The 19,973-nt window shown below is 68.6% G+C and carries 17 protein-coding genes; 12 read left to right on the forward strand and 5 right to left on the reverse strand.

Annotated elements, in window-relative coordinates:
• Positions 1 to 46: 46 nt before the first annotated feature.
• The 3 genes from ACYQPG_RS26335 to ACYQPG_RS26345 all read right to left on the reverse strand — a co-directional run bounded on the left by ACYQPG_RS26335 (position 47) and on the right by ACYQPG_RS26345 (position 4,998).
• Entirely contained in the window at positions 47 to 589 is a 543-nt protein-coding gene (locus ACYQPG_RS26335; protein WP_147937585.1) for a TetR/AcrR family transcriptional regulator, read from the reverse strand.
• 219 nt (positions 590 to 808) lie between these two features.
• Complete coding sequence (locus ACYQPG_RS26340) at positions 809 to 3,916, reverse strand: efflux RND transporter permease subunit (RefSeq protein ID WP_419830630.1); 3,108 nt, start codon at positions 3,914 to 3,916, stop codon at positions 809 to 811.
• Positions 3,913 to 4,998 (reverse strand): efflux RND transporter periplasmic adaptor subunit, encoded by a 1,086-nt coding sequence (locus ACYQPG_RS26345; RefSeq protein ID WP_147937587.1) that lies wholly within the window; start codon positions 4,996 to 4,998, stop codon positions 3,913 to 3,915. The genes ACYQPG_RS26340 and ACYQPG_RS26345 overlap by 4 nt, the downstream gene beginning before the upstream one ends.
• Before the next feature lie 373 nt (positions 4,999 to 5,371).
• On the opposite strand from ACYQPG_RS26345, the gene ACYQPG_RS26350 reads away from it, so the two are divergent.
• The 8 genes from ACYQPG_RS26350 (at position 5,372) to ACYQPG_RS26385 (ending at position 13,974) form a co-directional block, all read left to right on the forward strand.
• Positions 5,372 to 6,688, forward strand: a complete 1,317-nt coding sequence (locus ACYQPG_RS26350; protein ID WP_461232060.1) for an O-antigen ligase family protein — start codon at positions 5,372 to 5,374, stop codon at positions 6,686 to 6,688.
• A gap of 485 nt (positions 6,689 to 7,173) precedes the next feature.
• Positions 7,174 to 7,812 (forward strand): glycosyltransferase family 25 protein, encoded by a 639-nt coding sequence (locus ACYQPG_RS26355; RefSeq protein WP_419830632.1) that lies wholly within the window; start codon positions 7,174 to 7,176, stop codon positions 7,810 to 7,812.
• A gap of 443 nt (positions 7,813 to 8,255) precedes the next feature.
• Positions 8,256 to 9,938, forward strand: a complete 1,683-nt coding sequence (locus ACYQPG_RS26360) for a hypothetical protein (RefSeq protein ID WP_419830633.1) — start codon at positions 8,256 to 8,258, stop codon at positions 9,936 to 9,938.
• Entirely contained in the window at positions 9,935 to 10,336 is a 402-nt protein-coding gene (locus tag ACYQPG_RS26365; RefSeq protein WP_419830634.1) for a DCC1-like thiol-disulfide oxidoreductase family protein, read from the forward strand. Before ACYQPG_RS26360 ends, ACYQPG_RS26365 begins: the two co-directional genes overlap by 4 nt.
• A gap of 233 nt (positions 10,337 to 10,569) precedes the next feature.
• On the forward strand, positions 10,570 to 11,331 hold the full coding sequence (locus ACYQPG_RS26370) for a LamB/YcsF family protein (protein ID WP_461232061.1): 762 nt from the start codon (positions 10,570 to 10,572) through the stop codon (positions 11,329 to 11,331).
• On the forward strand, positions 11,328 to 12,065 hold the full coding sequence (locus ACYQPG_RS26375) for a 5-oxoprolinase subunit B family protein (protein ID WP_147906805.1): 738 nt from the start codon (positions 11,328 to 11,330) through the stop codon (positions 12,063 to 12,065). Before ACYQPG_RS26370 ends, ACYQPG_RS26375 begins: the two co-directional genes overlap by 4 nt.
• Positions 12,062 to 13,078 carry a 5-oxoprolinase subunit C family protein gene (locus ACYQPG_RS26380; protein WP_419830637.1) on the forward strand — a complete coding sequence of 339 codons (1,017 nt, stop codon included), beginning with the start codon at positions 12,062 to 12,064 and terminating at the stop codon, positions 13,076 to 13,078. The genes ACYQPG_RS26375 and ACYQPG_RS26380 overlap by 4 nt, the downstream gene beginning before the upstream one ends.
• 107 nt (positions 13,079 to 13,185) lie before the next feature.
• Positions 13,186 to 13,974 carry an aldolase gene (locus ACYQPG_RS26385; protein ID WP_419830638.1) on the forward strand — a complete coding sequence of 263 codons (789 nt, stop codon included), beginning with the start codon at positions 13,186 to 13,188 and terminating at the stop codon, positions 13,972 to 13,974.
• Between the two features lie 25 nt (positions 13,975 to 13,999).
• Here ACYQPG_RS26385 and ACYQPG_RS26390 read toward each other — a convergent pair whose 3' ends face one another.
• Positions 14,000 to 15,301, reverse strand: coding sequence for a lytic murein transglycosylase (locus tag ACYQPG_RS26390; RefSeq protein ID WP_461232062.1), 1,302 nt, complete (start codon positions 15,299 to 15,301; stop codon positions 14,000 to 14,002).
• Between the two features lie 187 nt (positions 15,302 to 15,488).
• Here ACYQPG_RS26390 and ACYQPG_RS26395 point away from each other — a divergent pair, with 187 nt between their 5' ends.
• From ACYQPG_RS26395 to ACYQPG_RS26405, 3 genes are all read left to right on the forward strand, one after another.
• Complete coding sequence (locus ACYQPG_RS26395) at positions 15,489 to 15,986, forward strand: SRPBCC family protein (protein WP_419830640.1); 498 nt, start codon at positions 15,489 to 15,491, stop codon at positions 15,984 to 15,986.
• A 138-nt stretch (positions 15,987 to 16,124) separates the two neighbouring features.
• Positions 16,125 to 17,537, forward strand: a complete 1,413-nt coding sequence (gene pyk / locus ACYQPG_RS26400) for a pyruvate kinase (protein WP_461232512.1) — start codon at positions 16,125 to 16,127, stop codon at positions 17,535 to 17,537.
• Between the two features lie 84 nt (positions 17,538 to 17,621).
• A complete protein-coding gene (locus ACYQPG_RS26405; RefSeq protein ID WP_007561257.1) occupies positions 17,622 to 17,750 on the forward strand; it encodes a hypothetical protein in 129 nt (42 codons plus the stop codon).
• Positions 17,751 to 17,806: 56 nt separating this feature from the next.
• Here ACYQPG_RS26405 and ACYQPG_RS26410 read toward each other — a convergent pair whose 3' ends face one another.
• Complete coding sequence (locus ACYQPG_RS26410) at positions 17,807 to 18,994, reverse strand: patatin-like phospholipase family protein (RefSeq protein WP_147906801.1); 1,188 nt, start codon at positions 18,992 to 18,994, stop codon at positions 17,807 to 17,809.
• 444 nt (positions 18,995 to 19,438) lie between these two features.
• Here ACYQPG_RS26410 and ACYQPG_RS26415 point away from each other — a divergent pair, with 444 nt between their 5' ends.
• Positions 19,439 to 19,966 (forward strand): GcrA family cell cycle regulator, encoded by a 528-nt coding sequence (locus ACYQPG_RS26415; protein WP_147906800.1) that lies wholly within the window; start codon positions 19,439 to 19,441, stop codon positions 19,964 to 19,966.
• The last annotated feature ends 7 nt before the right edge of the window (positions 19,967 to 19,973 follow it).

The following is a 19,973-nucleotide window of genomic DNA, read 5'->3' on the forward strand; positions in this document are numbered from 1 at the left end:
AGGACGCACTCGCAAAAAAATGCGGGCCGTCCCGGCCTGGCCGACGTCATTCGGTGACGGCAGCCTGCGCTGCCCGGATCAGTTCGCTCGCGAGAGCCTCGTCGTCGACTGCTCGCGCCAACACGACGGCACCGACGATCGTCGACAGCGTCGCCAGGGACCGTTGCCTGCGGCGCTCCTTGGCTCCCCTGGGCGTAAGGCCTGCGAGGATGGTGGCCATGCGCTCGACGCCCTGGGTGAACCGCGCCCGGACAGGACCGCCCCGCGGCTCCCGGGCCACGTCGTTCGCTAGGGCCGCGAGAGGGCATCCCATACCGGGTGACCGGACATGCGTGAGGGACAGGTAGTTGGCGATGAGGGTGTCGAGGCTCCCGCGGTATTCTTCGTCGAGCGCGCTGTCGAACGCCTCCGCGGCAAGGGCCTCCTTGTTGGAGAACTGACCGTAGAACCCGCCATGGGTGAGGCCGGCCGACGCCATGATGTCGGCGACCCCGACGCCATGGAGGCCGCGTTCCCGGAACAGCGACGCAGCGACCTCGACGACGCGGCGGCGGTTGAGCTTGGCCTGCTCTTGGGAAACTCTGGGCATGACCTGATCCTTCGGCGTTCCTGAGACCGATATAGATGCGTTTCATCATCTAAAGAAGGGTGGGACAGGCTGGCTTTCGATGGGGTCCGGCCACTGAGCCGCGAGCTCGGCGACAGGGATTGACGATTTCGGTCGACCGGCCTGCGGAGGGGGGCATCAATGCAGGCCGGCCGGCCGACCGCACGTTCGCTGCCGAACGCGCGATCCTGGAAGTCCGGGCTACCCCCCGGACCGAACCGGCACCGCGCCGGAGCCGGCGGCGGCGCGGCCTGTGCGGGGTTCCCGCGCCACCCGGAACCACAAGGCATAGAGCGCCGGCAGGAACAGCAGCGTGAGGAGCGTGCCCACGCCGACGCCGCCGATCAGGACGTAGGCGAGCGCCCCCCAGAACACCGAGTGCGTCAGCGGGATGAAGGCCAGCATCGCGGCAGCCGCCGTGAGGATCACGGGCCGCGCCCGCCGCACGGTGGATTCCACGATGGCCTCGTAGTCCGACAGGCCGGAGGCGCGGTCGTGGTGGATTTGATCCACCAGGATCAGCGTGTTGCGCATCAGGATGCCCGACAGCGCGATCAATCCCAGGATCGCGTTGAATCCAAACGGCTGCTGGAAGATCAACAGCGTGGGGACCGCCCCGACGAGGCCCAGCGGTGCGGTCGCGAACACCATGAACATGGTCGAGAACGACCGCACCTGCAGCATGATGACCGTCAGCGTCACGATCAGCATCAGGGGGAAGACCGCCACCAGCGCGTTCATCGCCTTGGCGCTCTCCTCCACGGCACCGGCGGTGTCGATCCGGTAGCCCGGCGGCAGCTTCGCCTTGATCGGGTCAAGGAGCGGCAGCACCTGCGCGTGGATGTCCGGCGGCTGCTTGCCGTCGAGCACGTCGCCCTGCACCCGAATGTAGGTCTCGCGATTGTAGCGCTTGAGTACCGCATCCTCGTTGCGGCTCTCCAGATGCGCCACCTGGGATAGTGGGACCTGGCGTCCGTCATGGGTGGCCAGCGTGAGGTCGCCGATCTCGCCGAGCGAGCGGCGCTCCGGTCCGGGGCTGCGCAGGAGCACGTCGACGGAGCGCAGGTTCTCGCGGACCTGGGTCGCGGGCGTCCCGTTGAGGTAGCTCTGCAGTTGCTGGCCGGCCTCCTTGGGGGTCAGGCCGATCAGGCGCAGGCGCTCCTGGTCGAGGACAAGGTGCAGGCTCGGAGTCTTGTCACCCCAATCCAGGTGCACCAGCCGCATGTTCGGGTTGGAGGCCATGGCGTCGGCGACCTCGGCCGCGATACCGCGGATGACGTCGAGATCGGGCCCGACCACGCGGAAGGCGACCGGAAAGCGGATGGGCGGCCCGAACACGATCTGCAGCACGCGCACGCGCGCCTCGGGGAAGAGGCCGTCACTCACAAGCTTGCGGACCTTGATCCGAAGCGCGTCACGGGCTGCGGCGTCGGCGGTCTGCACAACGATCTGCGCGAAGGCGGGGTCGGGCAGCTCCGGGTCGAAGGAGAGCACGAAGCGGGGCATGCCCTGGCCGATGTAGCTGGTGATCTCGCGCGCCTCGGGCAGCTGACGCACGGCCGCCTCGACCTTCTTCACGCTGGCCTCCGTGGTCGCGAAGGCTGTGCCCGTCGGCAGGGTCACCTCGACGATGAGTTCCGGGCGCTCCGAGTTCGGGAAGAACTGCTTCTCGACCTTGCCCATGCCGACCACTGCCACCGCAAACAGCGCCACGGTGATGCCGGCCGCCATCCACTTGTGGTCGACGGAGGCCCGCACGATCCGACGCAGGCGCTGGTAGTTCCGCGTCGCGTAGATCGCCTCGTGGCCACCCTCCACCGTCTTGATATTGGGCAGGAGCTTGACGCCGAGATAGGGCGTGAAGGTCACGGCCACGATCCAGGAGATGATCAGCGAGAAGCCGACCACCCAGAAGATGTTGCCGGCGTATTCGCCCGCCGTGGAAGCGGCGAAGCCCACGGGTAGGAACCCCGCGATGGTGACGAGCGTGCCGGTGAGCATCGGCGCGGCGGTGGCGCTCCAGGCATGGGTGGCCGCCTCGATGCGGTCGGCCCCCTCCTCCATGCGCACCACCATCATCTCGATGGCGATGATGGCGTCGTCCACGAGCAGGCCGAGCGAGATGATCAGCGCCCCGAGGGTGATGCGGTCGAAATCCCGCCCGGTGACCATCATCACCACGAACACGGCGGCGAGGGTGATAGGAACGGCGAGCGCCACGACGATGCCGACCCTGAACCCGAGGGCGACGAGGCTGACCACGATCACCACGGACAGCGCCGTGAAGAACTTCACCATGAACTCGTGGATGGCGTCGTCGATCACCTTGGCCTGGTCGGTGATCTTCGTGAACGTGATGCCGGTCGGCAACGCGTGATGGATCGCGACCTCCTCGGCGTTCAACGCTTCGCCGAGCTGCAACCCGTTAAAGCCGGGCTTCATCACGAGGCCGAGCATCAGAGCCGGCTCGCCGTCATTGCGGATCGCGAAGACCTTCGGATCCTCGTAGCCGCGCTTTACCTCGGCGATGTCGCCGAGCTTGAGGCTGCGGTCGCCCGCGCTCACCGGCAGGTTCCGCAGGACGTCCAAGCTGTCGATGGCACCGTCGAGCCGCAGGTAGACCCGGGGCCCGGCGGTCTCGACGAAGCCTGCCGGGGTCACGTCGTTCTGGTTGGCCAGCGCGGACAGGAGCTGCTGGCCGGTGATGCCGAGCGTGGCGAGACGCTGATAGGAGATCTCGACGAAGATCTTCTGCGTCTGCTCACCCAGGATGTTGATCTTCTCGATCCCCGGCACCCGCAGCAGACGCTGGCGCAGATCCTCAGCCTTCAGCACGAGGTGCCGGTGCGGCAGACCCTGGGCCTGGAGGGCATAGAGCGCAAAGTAGACGTCCGAGAACTCGTCGTTGAACAGCGGGCCCATCACGCCGCGCGGCAGGGTGGACGCCTGATCGGACAGCTTCTTGCGGGCCTGGTAGAACTCCGACTGGAGCTTGGCCGGCGGCATGCTGTCCTTGAAGTAGACCTTCATCAGCATGAGGCCCGGCCGAACCGTGGTCTCGACGCGGTCGTAGTAGACGAGTTCCTGCAGGCGCTTCTCCAGGGGGTCGGCCACCTGCCGCTGCATCTCGTCGGTGGTGGCGCCGGGCCAGGCGGCCGAGACGGACATCGTCTTGACCGTGAAGGCCGGATCCTCGGCGCGGCCGAGCTTCTGGAAGGCGAAGAAGCCGGCGGCCGTCACCGCGATGATGAGGAAGAGCGTGACGGCCCGCTCGCGGACCGCCAGGGCGGAGAGGTTGAAGCCGGTCATCGGGCGACTCCCGTCAGGGTCGGGGGCGCTTGGCGCACGCTCTCTCCCGCCTTCAGGAGATGCGCGCCGAGCGACACGATGCGGTCGCCGGGGTTGAGGCCGGACACGACCTCGGCCTCTTCCTCGGACATGCGCGCGACCGAGACCGGTTGGGCGGAGACCGTCTTCGTGCCGGCATCGAACTTCCAGACCGCCGAGCCCTGTCCCTGGTCGAACAGGGCCCCGAGCGGCACCTCGACCGATGCGGAACGTCCGGTTTCCGCCGGCTTGAGCCGGAGCGTCACGGTCGCGCCCAGCGGCGCGTCCTCGCCGCCGCCGGACAGGATGTAGCGCGCCCGGTAGGTCCGGGTGGCCGCGTCGGCGGTAGCCGACAGTTCGCGCAGCCGTGCCGGATAGGTCGCCTGGCCCTCTGCGTAGAGCGTCGCCGAGGCGGTGCCCCGCGCCAAGTGGCGGCTCGCCTCCGGCAGGAAGACCTCCGCCTCGCGGGCACCATCGCGCGCCAGCTTGACGACGGTCTGGCCGGCGGCGACCACCTGACCGGGTTCGGTCGGGACCTCCATCACGACGCCATCGGCATCCGCCTGGAGTTCGGAATAGCCGGCCTGGTTGGAAACCTGGCTCGCCTGGGCCTCGGCGTTGGCGAACTGGGCGATGGCGGCATCTGCCGCCGCCTTGTTCTGGTCGTAGGTCTGCTTCGAGGTCCATCCGTCGCCGACCAGCTTGCGACTACGCTCCTCGTCGGCCTTGGCCTTGATCATCTGGGCGCGCGCGGCCTCGACGGAGGCGCGCGCCGCGTTGAGCGCCAGGGTGAAGTCGGTCCGGTCCAGACGCATCAGGGGCTGCCCGATCCGGACATGATCCCCCGGATCGACGAGGCGTTCGAAGATCTTGCCGCCGACCCGGAACCCGAGATTGCTCTCCGTGCGGGCCCGGACGACGCCGGTATAGCGCACGACGCCCCTCGTTCCCGGAACGACCTCGATGGTCTGCACCAGCGGCGGCTCCTGAGGTACGGCAGTCTCGGCCGGCGAGCAGCCCACCAGCGCCGATGCGGAAAGCGCGAGCATCCATCTCACGTCCATGGCCCGCCTCCACATCGATCCGATCCTTCGCAAAAATTATGGTCATCATCTATTGTGCGGGCGTGCTTTCGTCAATGGCGGAACCGGGATCCTGGCCGGGGCTCGGTTTGATTCACTGGTCGGTCCCACCCGCCGATCGCACCGACGCTGGCGAGCAGGGTGGAGTCGGTCCACGCCGACTACAGCGGCGTGCATCCGTCCGTCCCAAATCCGGGGCGCCTTCCTGTCTTCGGCCCGCAGCGTCGGGCGGGTTGGACCGGCCTACCTCGTTTGGCGGTATTGGACGGGCTGACGGTTCGCCTCCAAGCGAAGCCGTCGGGAGCCTCGGCCATGCGTCGGCGCGGAGCGCTCGGGACGTCGAAGGCTGAGGGCGATGGCGTTTCGTCGAGACATGGCGGGTTTCGGACCGGACGAGACCGGATCGGCCTGGCTTCCAACCGGCGGGCTCGATGAGCGTGGTGCTTGGCATGTCGCCCGCCCGTCGCGCCGCCGGCTCGGCGCCCACGGTCTGCCGCGGCTCGAGCCCGCTGCGATACTCTGGGTCCTGCTGATCCTGCTCGCGCCGATCAGCGGCGAGCAGGTCAAGCTCCCGGGTCTGGATAAGGCGGTCTGGCTGGGCGCCGACCTGGCGGCTCTCGCCTTCCTGGTCTTACGGCGCGATCTCGCCAGCACGCTGTTCGGCAGCCGGCCCGTCATCCTGCTTTGGCCGGCGCTCGCCGTGATGTCGGCGGCATGGTCGCTGACCCCGGACATCTCGGCCTATCACGGCCTCCAGCTGCTCGCCACGGTCGTGGCGGGGATCGCGTTGCGCGCCACGATGGGGCTATCGGGCGTCGTCAGGATCGTCTTCCTCGGGCTGCTGGGCGGGCAGATCCTGTCGCTGGCGCTGGGCGTTGCCGCCCCCGGCATGACCCGCGGCCTCAGCGGGGAATGGTCCGGGGTCTACTCGCACAAGAACGTGCTCGGGAGCCTGATGAGCCTCCAGCTCCTCTGTGCCGCCTGCCTGTTCCTCCAGGGCTGGCACCGGCTCCTGACCGGGGCGGCCTTCCTGGGCGCCGTGATGCTGCTGGTCTCGTCCCATTCCGCCACCGCCCTGGTGGCCGGCGCAGTGGGGCTCTCCCCACTCTGCGTGGTCATGGCGTGGCGACAGGGTAACCTGGTGACGGGCTTCTGCCTCGGGCTTGCCATCGCGCTCGCGGGAATCGGCATCCTGGTCGCCGCGACCTACGGAGCGGACCTCTCCGCCAGCCTGCTCTCGGACCTCGGCAAGGACACGACCCTGACCGGCCGCACCATCCTCTGGCAGTTCGGCATCGATCAGTTCTGGCGGGAGCCCCTCGTCGGGATCGGCTACAAAGCCTACTGGGAAAGCCCGATCACCACGGCGCCCTACCTCCACTTCACCACGAAGCAGAAGCTCTGGTTCTTCCACAACAACTTCATCGACGTTGCGGTGGCATTCGGCGTCGTCGGCCTGATCATTTTCACGGGCGTCTTGCTCGATACGGCACGTCGCGTCATCGCGCACTTCACCCGGTCTCCGGGCTATGTCGAAGCCTGGCCGATCCTGTTCCTCGCGCAGCTCGTGGTCTTCATTTGCTTCGAGTGCCCGTTGTTCGTGAATCACGGGATGCATCAGTTCCTGCTGGCGGCGATCCTTCCGGTCCTGCGGCACCGGCCGACGGCCTGATCGACGATCAGTCCGGCTGGAAGCAGGGGCCTACCCCTACCAGTCCGAAGCCGCCGCATAGGCGGAAGCAGGATGCGCAGCGTATCGTCCGCACTTCGTATGCAATCTAATTCCGGATCACGCGAATATTTCTCGAAGATACACGTGGATGACGTTTCATGAATCTTGCGATCCCCGGCTCTTGACTAGAAAATCATTTTCCCGCTTTTCCGCTCCGGCTAATTGGACGAGGCGTTCATCCCAGCAGAGTCCGCGTGCGGAAACGTCAGCGCAGGGCGAAACTTTTAAACAATGATTACTGAATTCGACCGCAAAATGTGTTTGCAAGTTTGTTAACTTCAGCGCATGATTCCAAATCAAGGGCTGGTACAATGTGCTGCATTGCAATATCGATCCCGCGGTTTCGCGAGAGACATGCCTATATTACCCGGCATCTCCATACGGTCTGGGGGGCGGATTTCGAAATTCTGGGTATCGACGGGTCGGTGGCCGGCCGTGACGCGTCGCCGGGATCCGATCTGAGCCCGGGACAGGTGGGCTGCGCCCTCTCGCACCTGGCCGCCTACGAATCCATGATCGATCGCAGGTTACCCTGGGCCCTCATCGTCGAGGACGACGCAGTGTTGCCGCCGGACATCCACGACATCCTGGTCCGGGTCGAGGCGACCCTGCGCCGGGGCGACGTCGTCCTGCTCTACAATCGGCCGCAGCATCGCGCCGCCTTCAGCACCGTGAACGCCGATTCGATCGGCGACTACCGGCTGTGCCTGCCCATGAACATGGCAGGGCTCGGAACGACGGCCGCCTACGTGATCACGCGGCAGGCGGCAGAAGGCATCCTGAAGGTGAACCGGCCGGTCGTGGCGGCTGCCGACAACTGGGAATACTTCTTCGAGCGCCAGGCTATCGCCCGGGCCCGGGTGATATCGCCGAACCCGGTCTCGATAAAACCGTTCGAATCGACGGTCTTCACATCCGGGTCCCGGTTCGGCGGCGTCCTGAAGAGCAATCGCCTGTTCCAGCCGCTGCTGGCGGCCCGGCGCCGTTTTCTGACGGCGCGCATGACGGGCCAGACGGTGTTCGTCGACGAAGTCTCGCCCTACTCCACGATGTCCCCGCAATAGAGGCGGCTGCAGCGCCGTTCTCGACACCGGTCTTCAGGGCATCCGGTCGCCCACCTCGCGTCCTCGCGTGCGGGATCCTCGGCCACGGCACGTCGCTCGCTGCGGTGCAGCCTCCGGATCTGACCTGCGCTGCCCGGCGCTCACTCCGTTCAGCGTTTTCGACGGACGCAGAGCGCCGACGATCCATTCGGATGAGCGAAGAACAGGCCGCCGCGCGGCGCGGATGCCGTGGCCACCCTCTTCCAGTGCCGGGGCTCGGCGACGAAGCCAGCAATACAAACGAAAGACGTAGGCATACGGCGCCGACCTTACCCTTGGCCCGCGCCCGAACCATGACACTCTGATTGCCGAAGCGTCGAGGGCCATCACCGCGCCATCGAACGCAACCCGGTCGCCGCACTGCCGCTGCGGCCGCCATCACACTCCGGCAGCGAAGCGTGACGATGGGCAGATCTCTCTCGAGTTCGGATCCGACCAAGACCTTCACGGTCCGAGAATCCTGGCTGGCCGGACCGTTCTCGCTGGCGCAGGCCCGGCCGTATTTGATCCTGCTCGCGCAGATCACCGCGCTCCTGATGGTGATCAAGCTGTCGCGGATCGTCGACGAGCGGAACAACTACTACATTATCGTGCTGCCGCTGTTGCTGGCGGCCGCGATGCTGCGCCGGACCTACGCCGCCTCCGACACCGCCGCCGTCCGGCTGCTCCAATTGATCGGCGTGATCTCCGGGGCCTACGCCCTCGTGCATTACCCGCTCTTCCCGGTGGTCGAGCACGGCTTCAAGGCATTGGCGACCCTCGTCGCCCTCGTGGCACTTTGGATCGCCGCCGTAGCCTGCGGGATCCTATGCCTGCGCTGGCCGTCGCTCGGCGTGGTGGGCGCGGCCTACCTGGTCTGGAGCAAGCTCGCCGTCAGCCGGGTGACGGGGCTCTGGCACGGACACATCATCGACGTCGTGCCCCTGGCGGAGGTCAGCTTCTGCCTGCTGGCCGGTCTCGGCGTCATCGCCCTCACGGCCCGCGTGAGCGCATCGCCGGGCGTGCCCGCTGCCGCCAGGACCGACATCGCCACCGCCGGTGCGCTGTTCTCGAAGGTTCTCATCGCCGCCGCGATCAGCATCCACCTCGGTAACTACTACTCATCCTTCCTGGCCAAGGTGACGCTGGATGCCGGCCCGACATCCTGGCTGCTCGCGAACGACCCAGGAAAACTGTTCAGCGTCGGCCTCGACAACAACCACGTCTTCTACGCGAGCTGGGCCTGGCTGGTGGAAGGCATGCGGGCGATCCTGAGTCATGCCGGGCCCCTCACGAACACGCTCATCCTGGTCGGACAAGGGGCGGCCCTGGTCGGCATCCTGATGCCGCGGCGCTGGCTCGTTATCCTGCTGCTCGGCTTCGACGCGATGCACCTGTCCATCGTGGTCGTCATGGGCGCCAATTTCGCCCCGTGGATCCTGCTGAACCTGGCGATCGGCGCCGTGGTGATCAGCCGGCATTACCAGCGGCCGCCGCTGATGGTCGGGGTGCTCTCGGTGCTGTTCATCCTGAGCGACAACAGCTTCATGACTCAGGCGCGGCTCGGCTGGTACGACACCGCAGCGAATAATAAGTTGTACTTCCAGGCGGTCGATAAGGACGGCGGGCGCCACTACGTCCCGACGAACTTCTTCACCTTCTACTCGTATCCCTTCGCCCACATGGCCTACGGATCGCCGGATGCGGAGACCGCCTTCGCCCTCGACAACCCGAATGGCGGAACCCAGGTCTACCGGAAAGTAGTCGCGTCGCTGTCCTGCGACGTGCCGGTCCTCACCGCCCGGGACGGCGCCGGGCAAGACCTCGCCAAGATCGAGATCGATCGGCCCGCGGTCGATGCCTACATCCGCGGCTATCACCGACTGGTCACCGCAATTGCCGACAGGCTGGGGTCGTTCCCCCATGCTTTCTACCCGCATCACTTCTTCGTCCCGCTCCAGCACGGAGCGAGCTTCGACGGCGTGGGCCTGCACGACATCGTCGCCTACATCTATCGGCGGGAATCGGTCTGCCTCAGCCTGCAGGACGGCGTGCCGGTCCGCAGGCTGGTCTCGGAAGCCGAGCATCGGATCGATCTGAAGCCATGACCGATGCAGCTCTCACGGTCGTCTACGACGGCGAATGCCCGTTCTGCAGCAACTACGTGCGCCTGATGGCCCTGCGCCGATCGGTCGGCACCGTGGCACTGGTCGATGCCCGGGAGGGCGGCCCGGTGGTCGAGGACCTGACCCGGCGCGGTTACGACCTCGACAACGGCATGGTCGTCCGCCACGGCCGGACCCTGTATTACGGCCCGGACGCCTTGGTCCTGCTCTCGACCCTTAGCGAGGATCGGGGCCCGATCGGCCGCGCCCTATCGTGGCTGCTACGCAGCCCGTCCCGCGCGCGCCTGCTCTATCCGATGATGAAGCTCGGTCGACGCGCGACCCTGGCTCTGCTGGGCCGACGCCTCATCGCTCCGCCCGCATCCGGCCGGCACCCTTGAACCTGCGCCACCGAGATCTGCCCCCGAGATCTGCGCTGCGCGCGAAAGGCTTCCGGCACGCTGGAAATGACCACGCGGCATCGGCCTTGCTCGTGCTCTCGCGCTTCCAGCCGCCCCGGCGCTCTCGACTTCTGAGCGTCGGCGGTGTGGAAGGAGCGTGATCCGGTCGCGATGCGGGCCGCCCTCCAGGCCTGCCTGCCCGGAGCGGTACGCAGCAGGAAGGGACGAGTCCGTTGGCCAGCGTGGACCTGAATTCCGATCTCGGCGAGGGCTACGGCACCTACGCCTGCGGGGATGATGCGGCGATCCTCGGCATTGTCACCTCCGCCAACGTCGCCTGCGGCCTGCACGCGGGCGATCCCGAGATCATGGCCAGCACCTTCGCGCTGGCCAAGGCGCGCGGCGTGGCGGTCGGCGCCCATCCGGGCTTTCCGGACCTCTGGGGCTTCGGACGGCGGCGCATGCCGTTCACCCCGCCCGAGATCGAACGGCTCGTCGCCTACCAGATCGGCGCCGCGCAGGCGCTCGGCGCCTATGCCGGCCACCGGGTCACCTACGTGAAGGCGCACGGCGCGCTGGCCAACCTGGCCGCCGAGGACCGGGCCGTCGCCGACGCGATCGCCAGAGCGGTCCGGGCGGTCGATCGGGACCTGGCACTGCTGGCCATCGCACTCACCGCCCAGGTCGCGGCGGGCGAGGCATGCGGGCTTGAGGTCCACCAGGAGATCTTCGCCGATCGCGGCTACACCGAAGCCGGCCTGCTGATCGCGCGCGACCGGCCCGGCGCGCTGATCACCGAGGCCGATGCGGTCGCAGACCGGGTCCTCCGCATGGTCGAGGGCGGGGCGATCCTCACCGCCTCGGGCAAGTCCCTGCCGACGCCGATCCGCTCGATCTGCGTCCACGGGGATTCCGCGCACGCGGTCGCCACGGCCCGGGCGGTGCGCGCCCGCCTGGAAGGCGCCGGCGTGACCCTGGCGCCGTTCCGCCCATGAGCGACGCGGTGAGCGAACCGCGGCTGCTGGATTCCGGTGAGGCAGCGCTGGTGGTCGAATTCGGCAGCACCGTCGATCCCACGATCAGCGACCGGGTCCTGGCGCTCGACGACGCCCTCGGCGCCGATCCGCCGGAGGGATTGCGCGAGCGCGTGCCGACCTACCGCTCCCTGATGCTCCACTACGATCCGCTGGTGCTCGACCGTGAGACGCTGGCGGAGCGAGTGCGGGCGCTGGTCGCCGGCGCCGTCGCCCGTGTCGGCACGCCGACCCTCTGGACGCTGCCCTGCTGCTACGACGCTCCCCACGGTGAGGACATCGCGCAGGTCGCCGAACGCACCGGGCTCTCCGCCGACGCCGTGGTGGCGACCCATGCCGGAGCCACCTACCGGGTCTACATGTACGGATTCGCACCGGGCTTCGCCTATCTCGGCGGCCTGCCCAAGACCCTCGCGGTACCCAGGCGCGCGAGCCCGCGGCCCCCGCATCCGAAAAACGCCGTGGTGGTCGGCGGAGGCCTGGCCGCAGTGGCCACCGTGCCGATGCCCACGGGCTGGTACGTGATCGGCGCCACTCCGGCCCGGCTCTACGCCCCGGAGCGCAGCGAGAGCTTCTTCGTCGGTGCCGGCGACCTGATCCGGTTCGAGGCCGTGGACGTCGCGACCTTCGATGCCCTGACCGCCCGGGAGGCGGCGGGCGAGCCGGTCGCCCGCCGTGGGGAGGCCGATCGATGACCGCCCTCGTCATCGAGGCCGCCGGGCCCGGCGTGACGCTGCAGGATGGCGGCCGGCACGGCTACCTGCGCTACGGCATCACGGCCGCGGGCCCGATGGACCCGCTGATGCACGCCACCGCCAACCGCGCGGCGGGCAATCCCCTGGACGCCACCGCCATCGAGGTCTCCACCGGCGGCCTCACCGTCACGGCCGACGGCGGGCCGCTCGGCATCGCCATGGTCTCCCGGAGTTTCCGGATCACCCTCGACGGAGTTCCCCTTCCCGACGCGGTCGCGCTGACCCTGGAGGCGGGCCGGACGCTGACGGTGCGCGCCGGCTCGTCCGGCGCCTGGGGCTACCTCGCCGTGCAGGGGCGGCTCGACGTGGCGCCGGTGCTCGGATCGACCGCGACCCACACCCGCTCCGGCCTCGGCGGCCTGGACGGTCGCGGACTGGCTGCAGGCGACCGCCTTCCCGTGGCCGAGGCCCGGCCCGGCGAGGCCTCGGCGCACCGGCTGATCGCGCCCTGGCTTGACCGCGATCCGATGGAAATCCGGGTCGTGCTCGGCCCGCAGGACGACTATTTCGCCTCCGACCAGATCGATGCCTTCCTGGCCGGCCCCTGGACCGTCTCGCCGCGCGGCGACCGCATGGCCTGCTTCCTCGACGGAACGCCGCTCAAGCACACCAAGGGCCACGACATCGTCTCGGACGGGGTGGCGATGGGGGCGATCCAGGTGCCCGGCAACGGCCTGCCGATCATCCTGATGGCGGACCGGCAGTCGACCGGCGGCTATCCGAAGATCGCCACCGTGATCGGGCCGGATCTCGGGCGCCTCGCTCAGGCGCAGGGCGGGACCACGCTGTCGTTCCGCAGCGTCACCGTGGCCGAGGCGGTGGCGGCCCGCCGGGCCGAACGCGAAGCGTTGCGGGAGCCTATGGGGCGTGATCCGGTGGTGCGCACGGATTTCGCCTCCGATTTCCTGCTCGGGCTCAACCTCGTCGGCGGCGTCACCGACGGGCAAGCCTGATGGTATCCACGCAACAATGGTCCGCAGGGCCGCGCGACCGCGTATAATACCGGTCTGCCTGATTCCGGCGGCCCGGATCCGAACCGAGATAGAGAGAGCCTTCCCGCATGGCGCACGCCGTCACAGCCTCTGGAACGCCCCCCGTGCGCGCCAACGAGCCCCTGAACGCGGACAGCGTCCGCCGCGCCCGGATCGATTTGGCGGCCTGCCTGCGCTGGGCCGCGCGCAACGGCCTCGAAGAGGGGATCTGCAACCACTTCTCGGCTGTGCTGCCGGAGCGTCCGGACCTGTTCCTGGTCAACCCCTACGGCCTGGCTTTCGCCGAGGTGACGGCGTCTAGCCTGCTGCTGTGCGATTTCCACGGCAACGTGGTCGAGGGCGACGGCCAGCCCGAGGCGACGGCCTTCCACATCCATGCCGAGTTGCACCGGCTGAAGCCGAACGCCCGGGCCGCCTTCCACACCCACATGCCCTACGCGACGGCGCTGGCCATGCTGGAGGGGCAGCCGCTGCTCTGGGCCGGGCAGACCGCCCTGCGATTCTACGGCCGTATCGCCGTGGATGAGGATTACAATGGGCTGGCGCTCGACGCGAGCGAGGGCGAACGGATCGCCCGGAGTGCCGGCGAGGCCGACGTGGTGTTCCTGAAGAACCACGGCGTCATGGTGCTGGGCGAGACCATCGCGGAAGCTTGGGACGACCTCTACTACCTGGAGCGCGCCGCCCAGGCACAGGTGCTCGCCATGAGCGCGGGCCGCACAATCAAAACCGTCCCCGAGGAGATCGTGAAGCGCGTGGCCGCTCAGGAAGCCGCCGGCCGCGCCGAGAGCGCGCGCCTGCACCTCGAAAGCGTCAAGCGGGTCCTGGCCCGGGACGAGCCGGCCTTCCTGGCCTGAGCGCCCATCTGGCCTGCGGCGCCTCTCATGGCGCCGCGCGGATGCGGTCCAGCAGCGCCGCGTCGGCGTAGCCATCCGCCGGCAGCCCCTGCGAACCCTGATAGGCGCGCAGGGCCGCCCGGGTCTTCGGGCCGATCTTCCCGTCGACGCCGCCGGTGGCGTAGCCGCGCTCGCTCAGCCGGGTCTGAAGGTCGCGGCGCTCGTCCCCGGTGAGCGGCCGGTCACCCCGGGGCCAGTCGCGCGACAGACCCGGATCGCCGCGCAGGCGGTCCGAGAGCAGCGCCACGGTCAAGGCATACGCCAGAGCCGTGTTGTAGCGCAGGATCGCGGAAAAATTCGGCCGGAGCAGGAAGGCGGGCCCGCGAATTCCCGCAGGCAGGATCAGGGTCGCCGTCGCGGCCTCGTCCGGGATGGGGCGATCCCGGGTGAGCCTCACGCCGAGGTCCCGCCACGCCGCGAGGCTGCGCGGCGTGGTCTCGTCGGCCAGCGCAGCTTCGAACCCGTCCGGCAGCACCACTTCGTAGCCCCAGCCTTCGCCGGACCGCCAGCCGTGATCGCGCAGATAATTCGCCGTGGAGGCGAGTGCGTCCGGGGCCGACGTCCAGATGTCCCGCTTCCCATCCCCGTCGAAATCCACCGCGTAGCGCTGGTAGACGCTGGGCATGAACTGGGTATGGCCCATCGCGCCGGCCCAGGACCCAGTCAGGCCGCCCGGCATGCGGTCGAGGGGCGCCTCTCCACGGGCGATGATCTGCAGCGCGGCGGTCAACTCGTCGCGCCAGTAGGACGACCGGCTGGGATCCCCGCAGCTCAGCGACGCGAGCGCGCGCACCACGGGCCGCACCACGGCGCTATTGTCGAGGACGGCACCGTAGCTCGACTCGACGCCCCAGAAGGCCACAAGCGTGTAGCGGTCGACGCCGTACTGCGCCTCGATGGCCGCCAGCGGTGTCGCCAGCTCCGCCAGCTTGCGCTGACCGGCCTCGATCCGCGCCGGCGTCACGCTGGCCTCGATGTAGTCCCAGATCGGCCGGACGAACTCTCCCTGATTCTGCGTCGCCGCCAGCACCTCCGCGTCCGGCTGCAAGTCACCCAACTGCGCCTGCGCGACGGAATGTGGGACGTCGTGCGTTGTCGCCCAGGCGATCAAATCGCCGCGGCAGGATTCGAAAGACACGGCTGGCGGGCTATCCCCGGGCGCGGCCATGGCCAGCCCCGGCGCGGAGGCAAGAGCCGCGATTCCGAGCGCACAAGCGAATCGCCAGCGGCGCGACAGGGGCCGCCAGCCACGCTCTGCGATGAAGGCCGGCCAGGGGCGATCGTCCATCGGCGTCTCCGACTCAAAGCCTGTCAAGGGGTACCCATCGAAGCGCACCGTCGTGGCGACCGATCGGCAGCGTCGTCTTACCGGCCTGACCCATTGGTATCCAGGCATCGTCGGCCCCGGTAGCCCGATGGGCTTCGCTCGGCAGGCGCCCTACTTTCCATCGACGACGTTCTGCGGAGGCCCCATCGTGAAACGACCCGCCCTGTGGGTGATCTGCGCCGCAGGCCTGCTGGCGGCCGGCCCGGCCTGCGCCCTCGAGGTCACCCGCAGCCGCGACATCCCGGCACCGCCCGCCGCAATCTGGGCGTTGATCGGCGATTTCTGCGCGATCGGGCTGTGGCACCCGCAGGTCGAGCGCTGCATCCTCTCGCGCGAGGACGACGACGACGGCATCCGCGCACAGATCCGCGGTCTGGTGGCGAAGGGCGGCCTGGGCACGATCGTCGAGGTCGAGACCGCCCGCGACGAGGCGGCCATGAGCTACAGCTACAGCTTCATCCAGGGCCCGCTGCCGGTGCGTGCCTACAACGCTACCCTGGCGGTCCGCCCGAACGGCACGGGCTCCACGGTGGTCTGGACCGCGACCTTCGACGCCGAGGGCATGAGCGACGCCGACGCCCTCAAGGACATCACCGGAATCTACGACGATGGGCTCGCCGGCATCGCCCGGGAGATCGCCAAATAGGGCGCGGTCCGAACGGCGAATGTCTCCGGACCGCCAGAAAAAGCTCGCCTCCGCGCCCATTCTTACCAATGTGGGGGCCGTCGGCGGGCCCGATCGCCCGGCCGATTCCCGGAGATCGTCTTCATGGCAGAGGCCCGCATGCGCCGTCACCGCCACGCAAAGATCGTCGCTACGGTCGGCCCGGCCAGCTCGGCACCAAACCGGTTGCGCGACCTGTTCCTCGCCGGCGTCGACACCTTCCGGCTCAACTTCAGCCACGGCGTGCAGGAGGACCACGCCAAGGTCCACGCGGCGATCCGCGCCCTCGAGCGGGAGGTCGGTCGCCCGATCGGCATCCTGCAGGATCTGCAGGGACCGAAGATCCGCATCGGCACGCTGCAGGGCGGACGCCAGGATCTGGTCGCCGGGGAGACGATCCGCTTCGTCCTCGAAGGAGCCGACGGCGACAAGCAGGCGATCCCGCTCCACCACCCGGAAATCTTCACCGCGGTGGTGCCCGGACAGGAACTCCTGATCGACGACGGGCGGGTGCGGGTCCGCGTCCTCGGGCCGGAGCGGGACGCGATCACCGCCGAGGTGATCACGGGCGGCGTCATCTCGAACCGCAAGGGCGTCAACCTGCCGGGTACGCTCCTGGACCTGTCGCCCCTCACCGAGAAGGACCGTGGGGACCTCGCCTTCGGGCTCGACCTCGGCGTCGACTGGGTCGCGCTGTCCTTCGTCCAGAAACCATCAGACCTGATCGAGGCGCGCGGCATCATCGGTGATCGCGCCGGCATCATGTCGAAGATCGAGAAACCGCAGGCGCTGGAACGGATCGACGACATCATCCGGCTCTCGGATGCCGTGATGGTCGCCCGGGGCGATCTCGGCGTCGAGATTCCGCACGAGGACGTGCCCGGGCGGCAGAAGGAGCTGATCCGAGCCTGTCGGCTCGCCGTGAAGCCCGTGATCGTGGCGACCCAGATGCTCGACTCGATGGTCCAGGCCCCGGCCCCGACCCGGGCCGAGGCATCGGATGTCGCGACGGCGATCTACGACGGTGCCGACGCGGTGATGCTGTCGGCGGAATCGGCCACCGGGAAGTACCCGGTCGAAGCCGTGTCGATGATGGATCGGATCATCCGCAGCGTGGAGGGGCACAAGCTCTACCACTCGATCGTGGCGGCTTCCGAGCCCAGCGAGGAGGAGACCCCACCCCACGCGGTGGCCACCGCCACAGCGGACTTGGCCGAGGCGGTGCACGCCGCCGCGATCGTAACCTACACCACGAGCGGGACGACGGCCGCCAGGGTCGCGCGCAAGCGCCCCGCGTCGTCGATCCTGGCGCTGACCCCGAGTCTCGCCACCTCGCGGCGTCTGTGCCTGCTCTGGGGCGCGCATAGCGTCCACACCGACGACGTCGATTCCTACGAGGAGATGACCGCCAAGGCCGGCCAGTACGCGCGGGCGGAGGGCTTCGCGAAGCCGAACGACATCATCGTCGTGACGGCCGGAATCCCGTTCCACACCGTGGGGAACACCAACAACATCCGGCTGATGCAGGTCTGACGGCGTTCCGCCGGGAACGCCCCGCACGCATCACCCGTTAATGGGCAAGCTGCGCCGTTTTGGCGCGAACGCCGGGAGAGATCCATGAGCCTGATCGGACGCATCGTCACCAAGCTTCTCGGCAACGAGAATCGCCCCATCGACCGCGATGACCGGAACGCCAGCACCGCGACGCCGATCGGCCGCCTGGTCACCAAGATCCTGGGCAAGTAACCACAGTCGCAGCGCCGCGCGCCCGGTCGGATGCGCGGCGTCGCTGTTTGCGACCGTCAGTTCGCGACCGCCGCCGCGGTCTGCTTGAGCGTCGGCGAGGCCGGGACGGTGTGTTGCCAGAAGGTGCCGGTGCGGCCCTTCCCGAGACCCTCCTGATAGAGCGCCCGCATGTAGGCGGTGTCGAAGCCCTTCGCGGCCGAGGCCTTCGGGCCGTCCTCGTCGATGTATGTGAGGTTGAAGCTCATCCCGTTGCTGCGGGCCAGCGCGTAGGTCGCGGTCAAGGTTGCACGGGAGCGGGCGCGGCTCGCCGTCGTGAACGAACGCTCGACGATGGACAGGGTGTTGTTTTTCGTCACCTCGAAGTCGGGCTCCAGCCGGCCGTTGATCACCACGTAGATGTTGGCCTTGCCACCGGTGCGGATCTTCCCGTCGCGCAGCAGCAGCGTCTGCGGCAGCGTGAAGACCGGGGTGACCACGGACCCGTCGACATGCATCTCCTGGAACCGGGCATCGGCCGCGTTCACGTCGATCATCTGCGGCGGGAACACCGCCGGGACGCTGGCGGACGCAGCCAGCACGTCGCGGAACAGATCCAGGGCGTTCGGCGCACCGCTCGACGCGATGGCGCCCATGTTCCAGATCACCGAGCGCTGCGAATCGAGGTTGGTCGTCACCACCATCAGGCGGCGGCCCTTGGCGTGCTCCTCGGCGATGGCGGTGAGCAGTTCCGGGGTGACGTAGCGGGCGATCAGGTTGCGCAGGCGCCCGTCGCCGAACAGGCCGGAGCCGAACAGGATGTTGGAGATGCTGGGCGACGTCACGAGTTCGCCGGCGACGCCGCTGGTGTAGAACTCGGTGAGGTACGCGTCGTAGGCCGGTCCCAGGAACGCGAAGGGGGCGATCAACGCCCCGGTCGACACGCCGGAGACCAGAGTGAATTCCGGGCGCGTGCCCGATGCCGTCCAACCGTTCAAGACGCCGGCCCCGTAGGCGCCGTCGCCACCGCCGCCCGACAGCGCCAGGTAGTTGAAGCCCGCTGAACGGCGCAGCGGATTGCCGGCGAGTTCCGCGATCGTATCGACCGATGCGTCGGCGTAGACGCGTGCGCCCGGTATCCCGGGCACGCTGGCGAGCGCCGCCTGCTCGGCGGTGTAGGCCGTGCGTGGGACGCTGCCGCAGGCCGCGACCTGGCCGGCCAGCCCGAGCGCGAGTAACGCGCGCAGACCCCCCTGACGGTAACCCATCGTCCTCACCTCGGAAAACAGCAACGCTCGCCCCTTCTGCCACAAGGAAGCAGCTCGGCCGTGACCTCGTTCCGGTCAAGCTTAGCATTCGGTACGATTGTGATGCGATTACGTCGGGCTGTGACGCCGGCGACACGTCACGTCGGGCTCACGACGCCCTCCGGCGACGGGTAACCACCTTCCAAGGCCGACCGGGCATTGCCGGTGGACAGGGGGCGACTCGGGCAATGAGCCGCCCTTGCAAGCGGCGCGAGCGCCGCGCTAGGGTCCGGTCGTGGCCTGACGAGACAGGGTGTCGCACGTGGTGCGGCAGCCGAGGCGCATGGGTGACGCGCACGGGTGCGGTTCGCACGGCTCTTGATGAGCTGCGAGGGTCTTGATCGGCCCGGAACGCCTTGCGTCACCTCGGCTGAGCGCGCGGGCCGCAGGGGGCGGAGGGGGACTATGGAAGCGGGCCTGAGCTGGACAGATGATCGCGTGGCGCTCCTGCGCCGGCTGTGGGAAGACGGGCAAAGCGCGAGCAAGATTGCGGCGCAGCTCGGCGGCGTCACCCGCAACGCGGTGATCGGCAAAGTGCATCGCCTCGGCCTGGGCGGTCGCGCCCGGGGCGCCGAAGAGGCTCCCGCTTCAACGCCAACCCCCAAGGCCGTCGAGATCGAGACCGCCATCGCGGTGGTCGAGACGCAGGCTCCTGAGCCGGTGGCGATCCTGGCGCATCGGCCGGCACCGGTCTTCCCGACGCCGGCCCCCGCCCCCGAGCCGGTGGCCCTGGCGGTGTCGAAGCGGGTCACGATCATGGACCTGCGGGAATCCATGTGCCGGTGGCCACTGGGCGATCCGACCACGCCGGAGTTCCGGTTCTGCGGCGCGCGCTCGATCACAGGATTGCCGTACTGCACCCACCACGCCGAAATTGCCTACCAGCCCGCTGCAGAGCGCAAGCGCGACCGCCGCGTCGCCTCGTTCCGGTAGAGACCGG

This window comes from Methylobacterium sp. CM6246 (assembly GCF_054818005.1).

Excerpts from the sequence above, each read along its gene's own strand:
- ACYQPG_RS26335 (WP_147937585.1), bottom strand. The coding sequence starts at position 589 with ATGCCCAGAGTTTCCCAAGAGCAGGCCAAGCTCAACCGCCGCCGCGTC.
- ACYQPG_RS26340 (WP_419830630.1), bottom strand. The coding sequence starts at position 3,916 with ATGACCGGCTTCAACCTCTCCGCCCTGGCGGTCCGCGAGCGGGCCGTC.
- ACYQPG_RS26345 (WP_147937587.1), bottom strand. The coding sequence starts at position 4,998 with ATGGACGTGAGATGGATGCTCGCGCTTTCCGCATCGGCGCTGGTGGGC.
- ACYQPG_RS26350 (WP_461232060.1), top strand. The coding sequence starts at position 5,372 with ATGGCGTTTCGTCGAGACATGGCGGGTTTCGGACCGGACGAGACCGGA.
- ACYQPG_RS26360 (WP_419830633.1), top strand. The coding sequence starts at position 8,256 with ATGGGCAGATCTCTCTCGAGTTCGGATCCGACCAAGACCTTCACGGTC.
- ACYQPG_RS26365 (WP_419830634.1), top strand. The coding sequence starts at position 9,935 with ATGACCGATGCAGCTCTCACGGTCGTCTACGACGGCGAATGCCCGTTC.
- ACYQPG_RS26375 (WP_147906805.1), top strand. The coding sequence starts at position 11,328 with ATGAGCGACGCGGTGAGCGAACCGCGGCTGCTGGATTCCGGTGAGGCA.
- ACYQPG_RS26380 (WP_419830637.1), top strand. The coding sequence starts at position 12,062 with ATGACCGCCCTCGTCATCGAGGCCGCCGGGCCCGGCGTGACGCTGCAG.
- ACYQPG_RS26385 (WP_419830638.1), top strand. The coding sequence starts at position 13,186 with ATGGCGCACGCCGTCACAGCCTCTGGAACGCCCCCCGTGCGCGCCAAC.
- ACYQPG_RS26390 (WP_461232062.1), bottom strand. The coding sequence starts at position 15,301 with ATGGACGATCGCCCCTGGCCGGCCTTCATCGCAGAGCGTGGCTGGCGG.
- pyk (WP_461232512.1), top strand. The coding sequence starts at position 16,125 with ATGCGCCGTCACCGCCACGCAAAGATCGTCGCTACGGTCGGCCCGGCC.
- ACYQPG_RS26405 (WP_007561257.1), top strand. The coding sequence starts at position 17,622 with ATGAGCCTGATCGGACGCATCGTCACCAAGCTTCTCGGCAACGAGAAT.
- ACYQPG_RS26410 (WP_147906801.1), bottom strand. The coding sequence starts at position 18,994 with ATGGGTTACCGTCAGGGGGGTCTGCGCGCGTTACTCGCGCTCGGGCTG.
- ACYQPG_RS26415 (WP_147906800.1), top strand. The coding sequence starts at position 19,439 with ATGGAAGCGGGCCTGAGCTGGACAGATGATCGCGTGGCGCTCCTGCGC.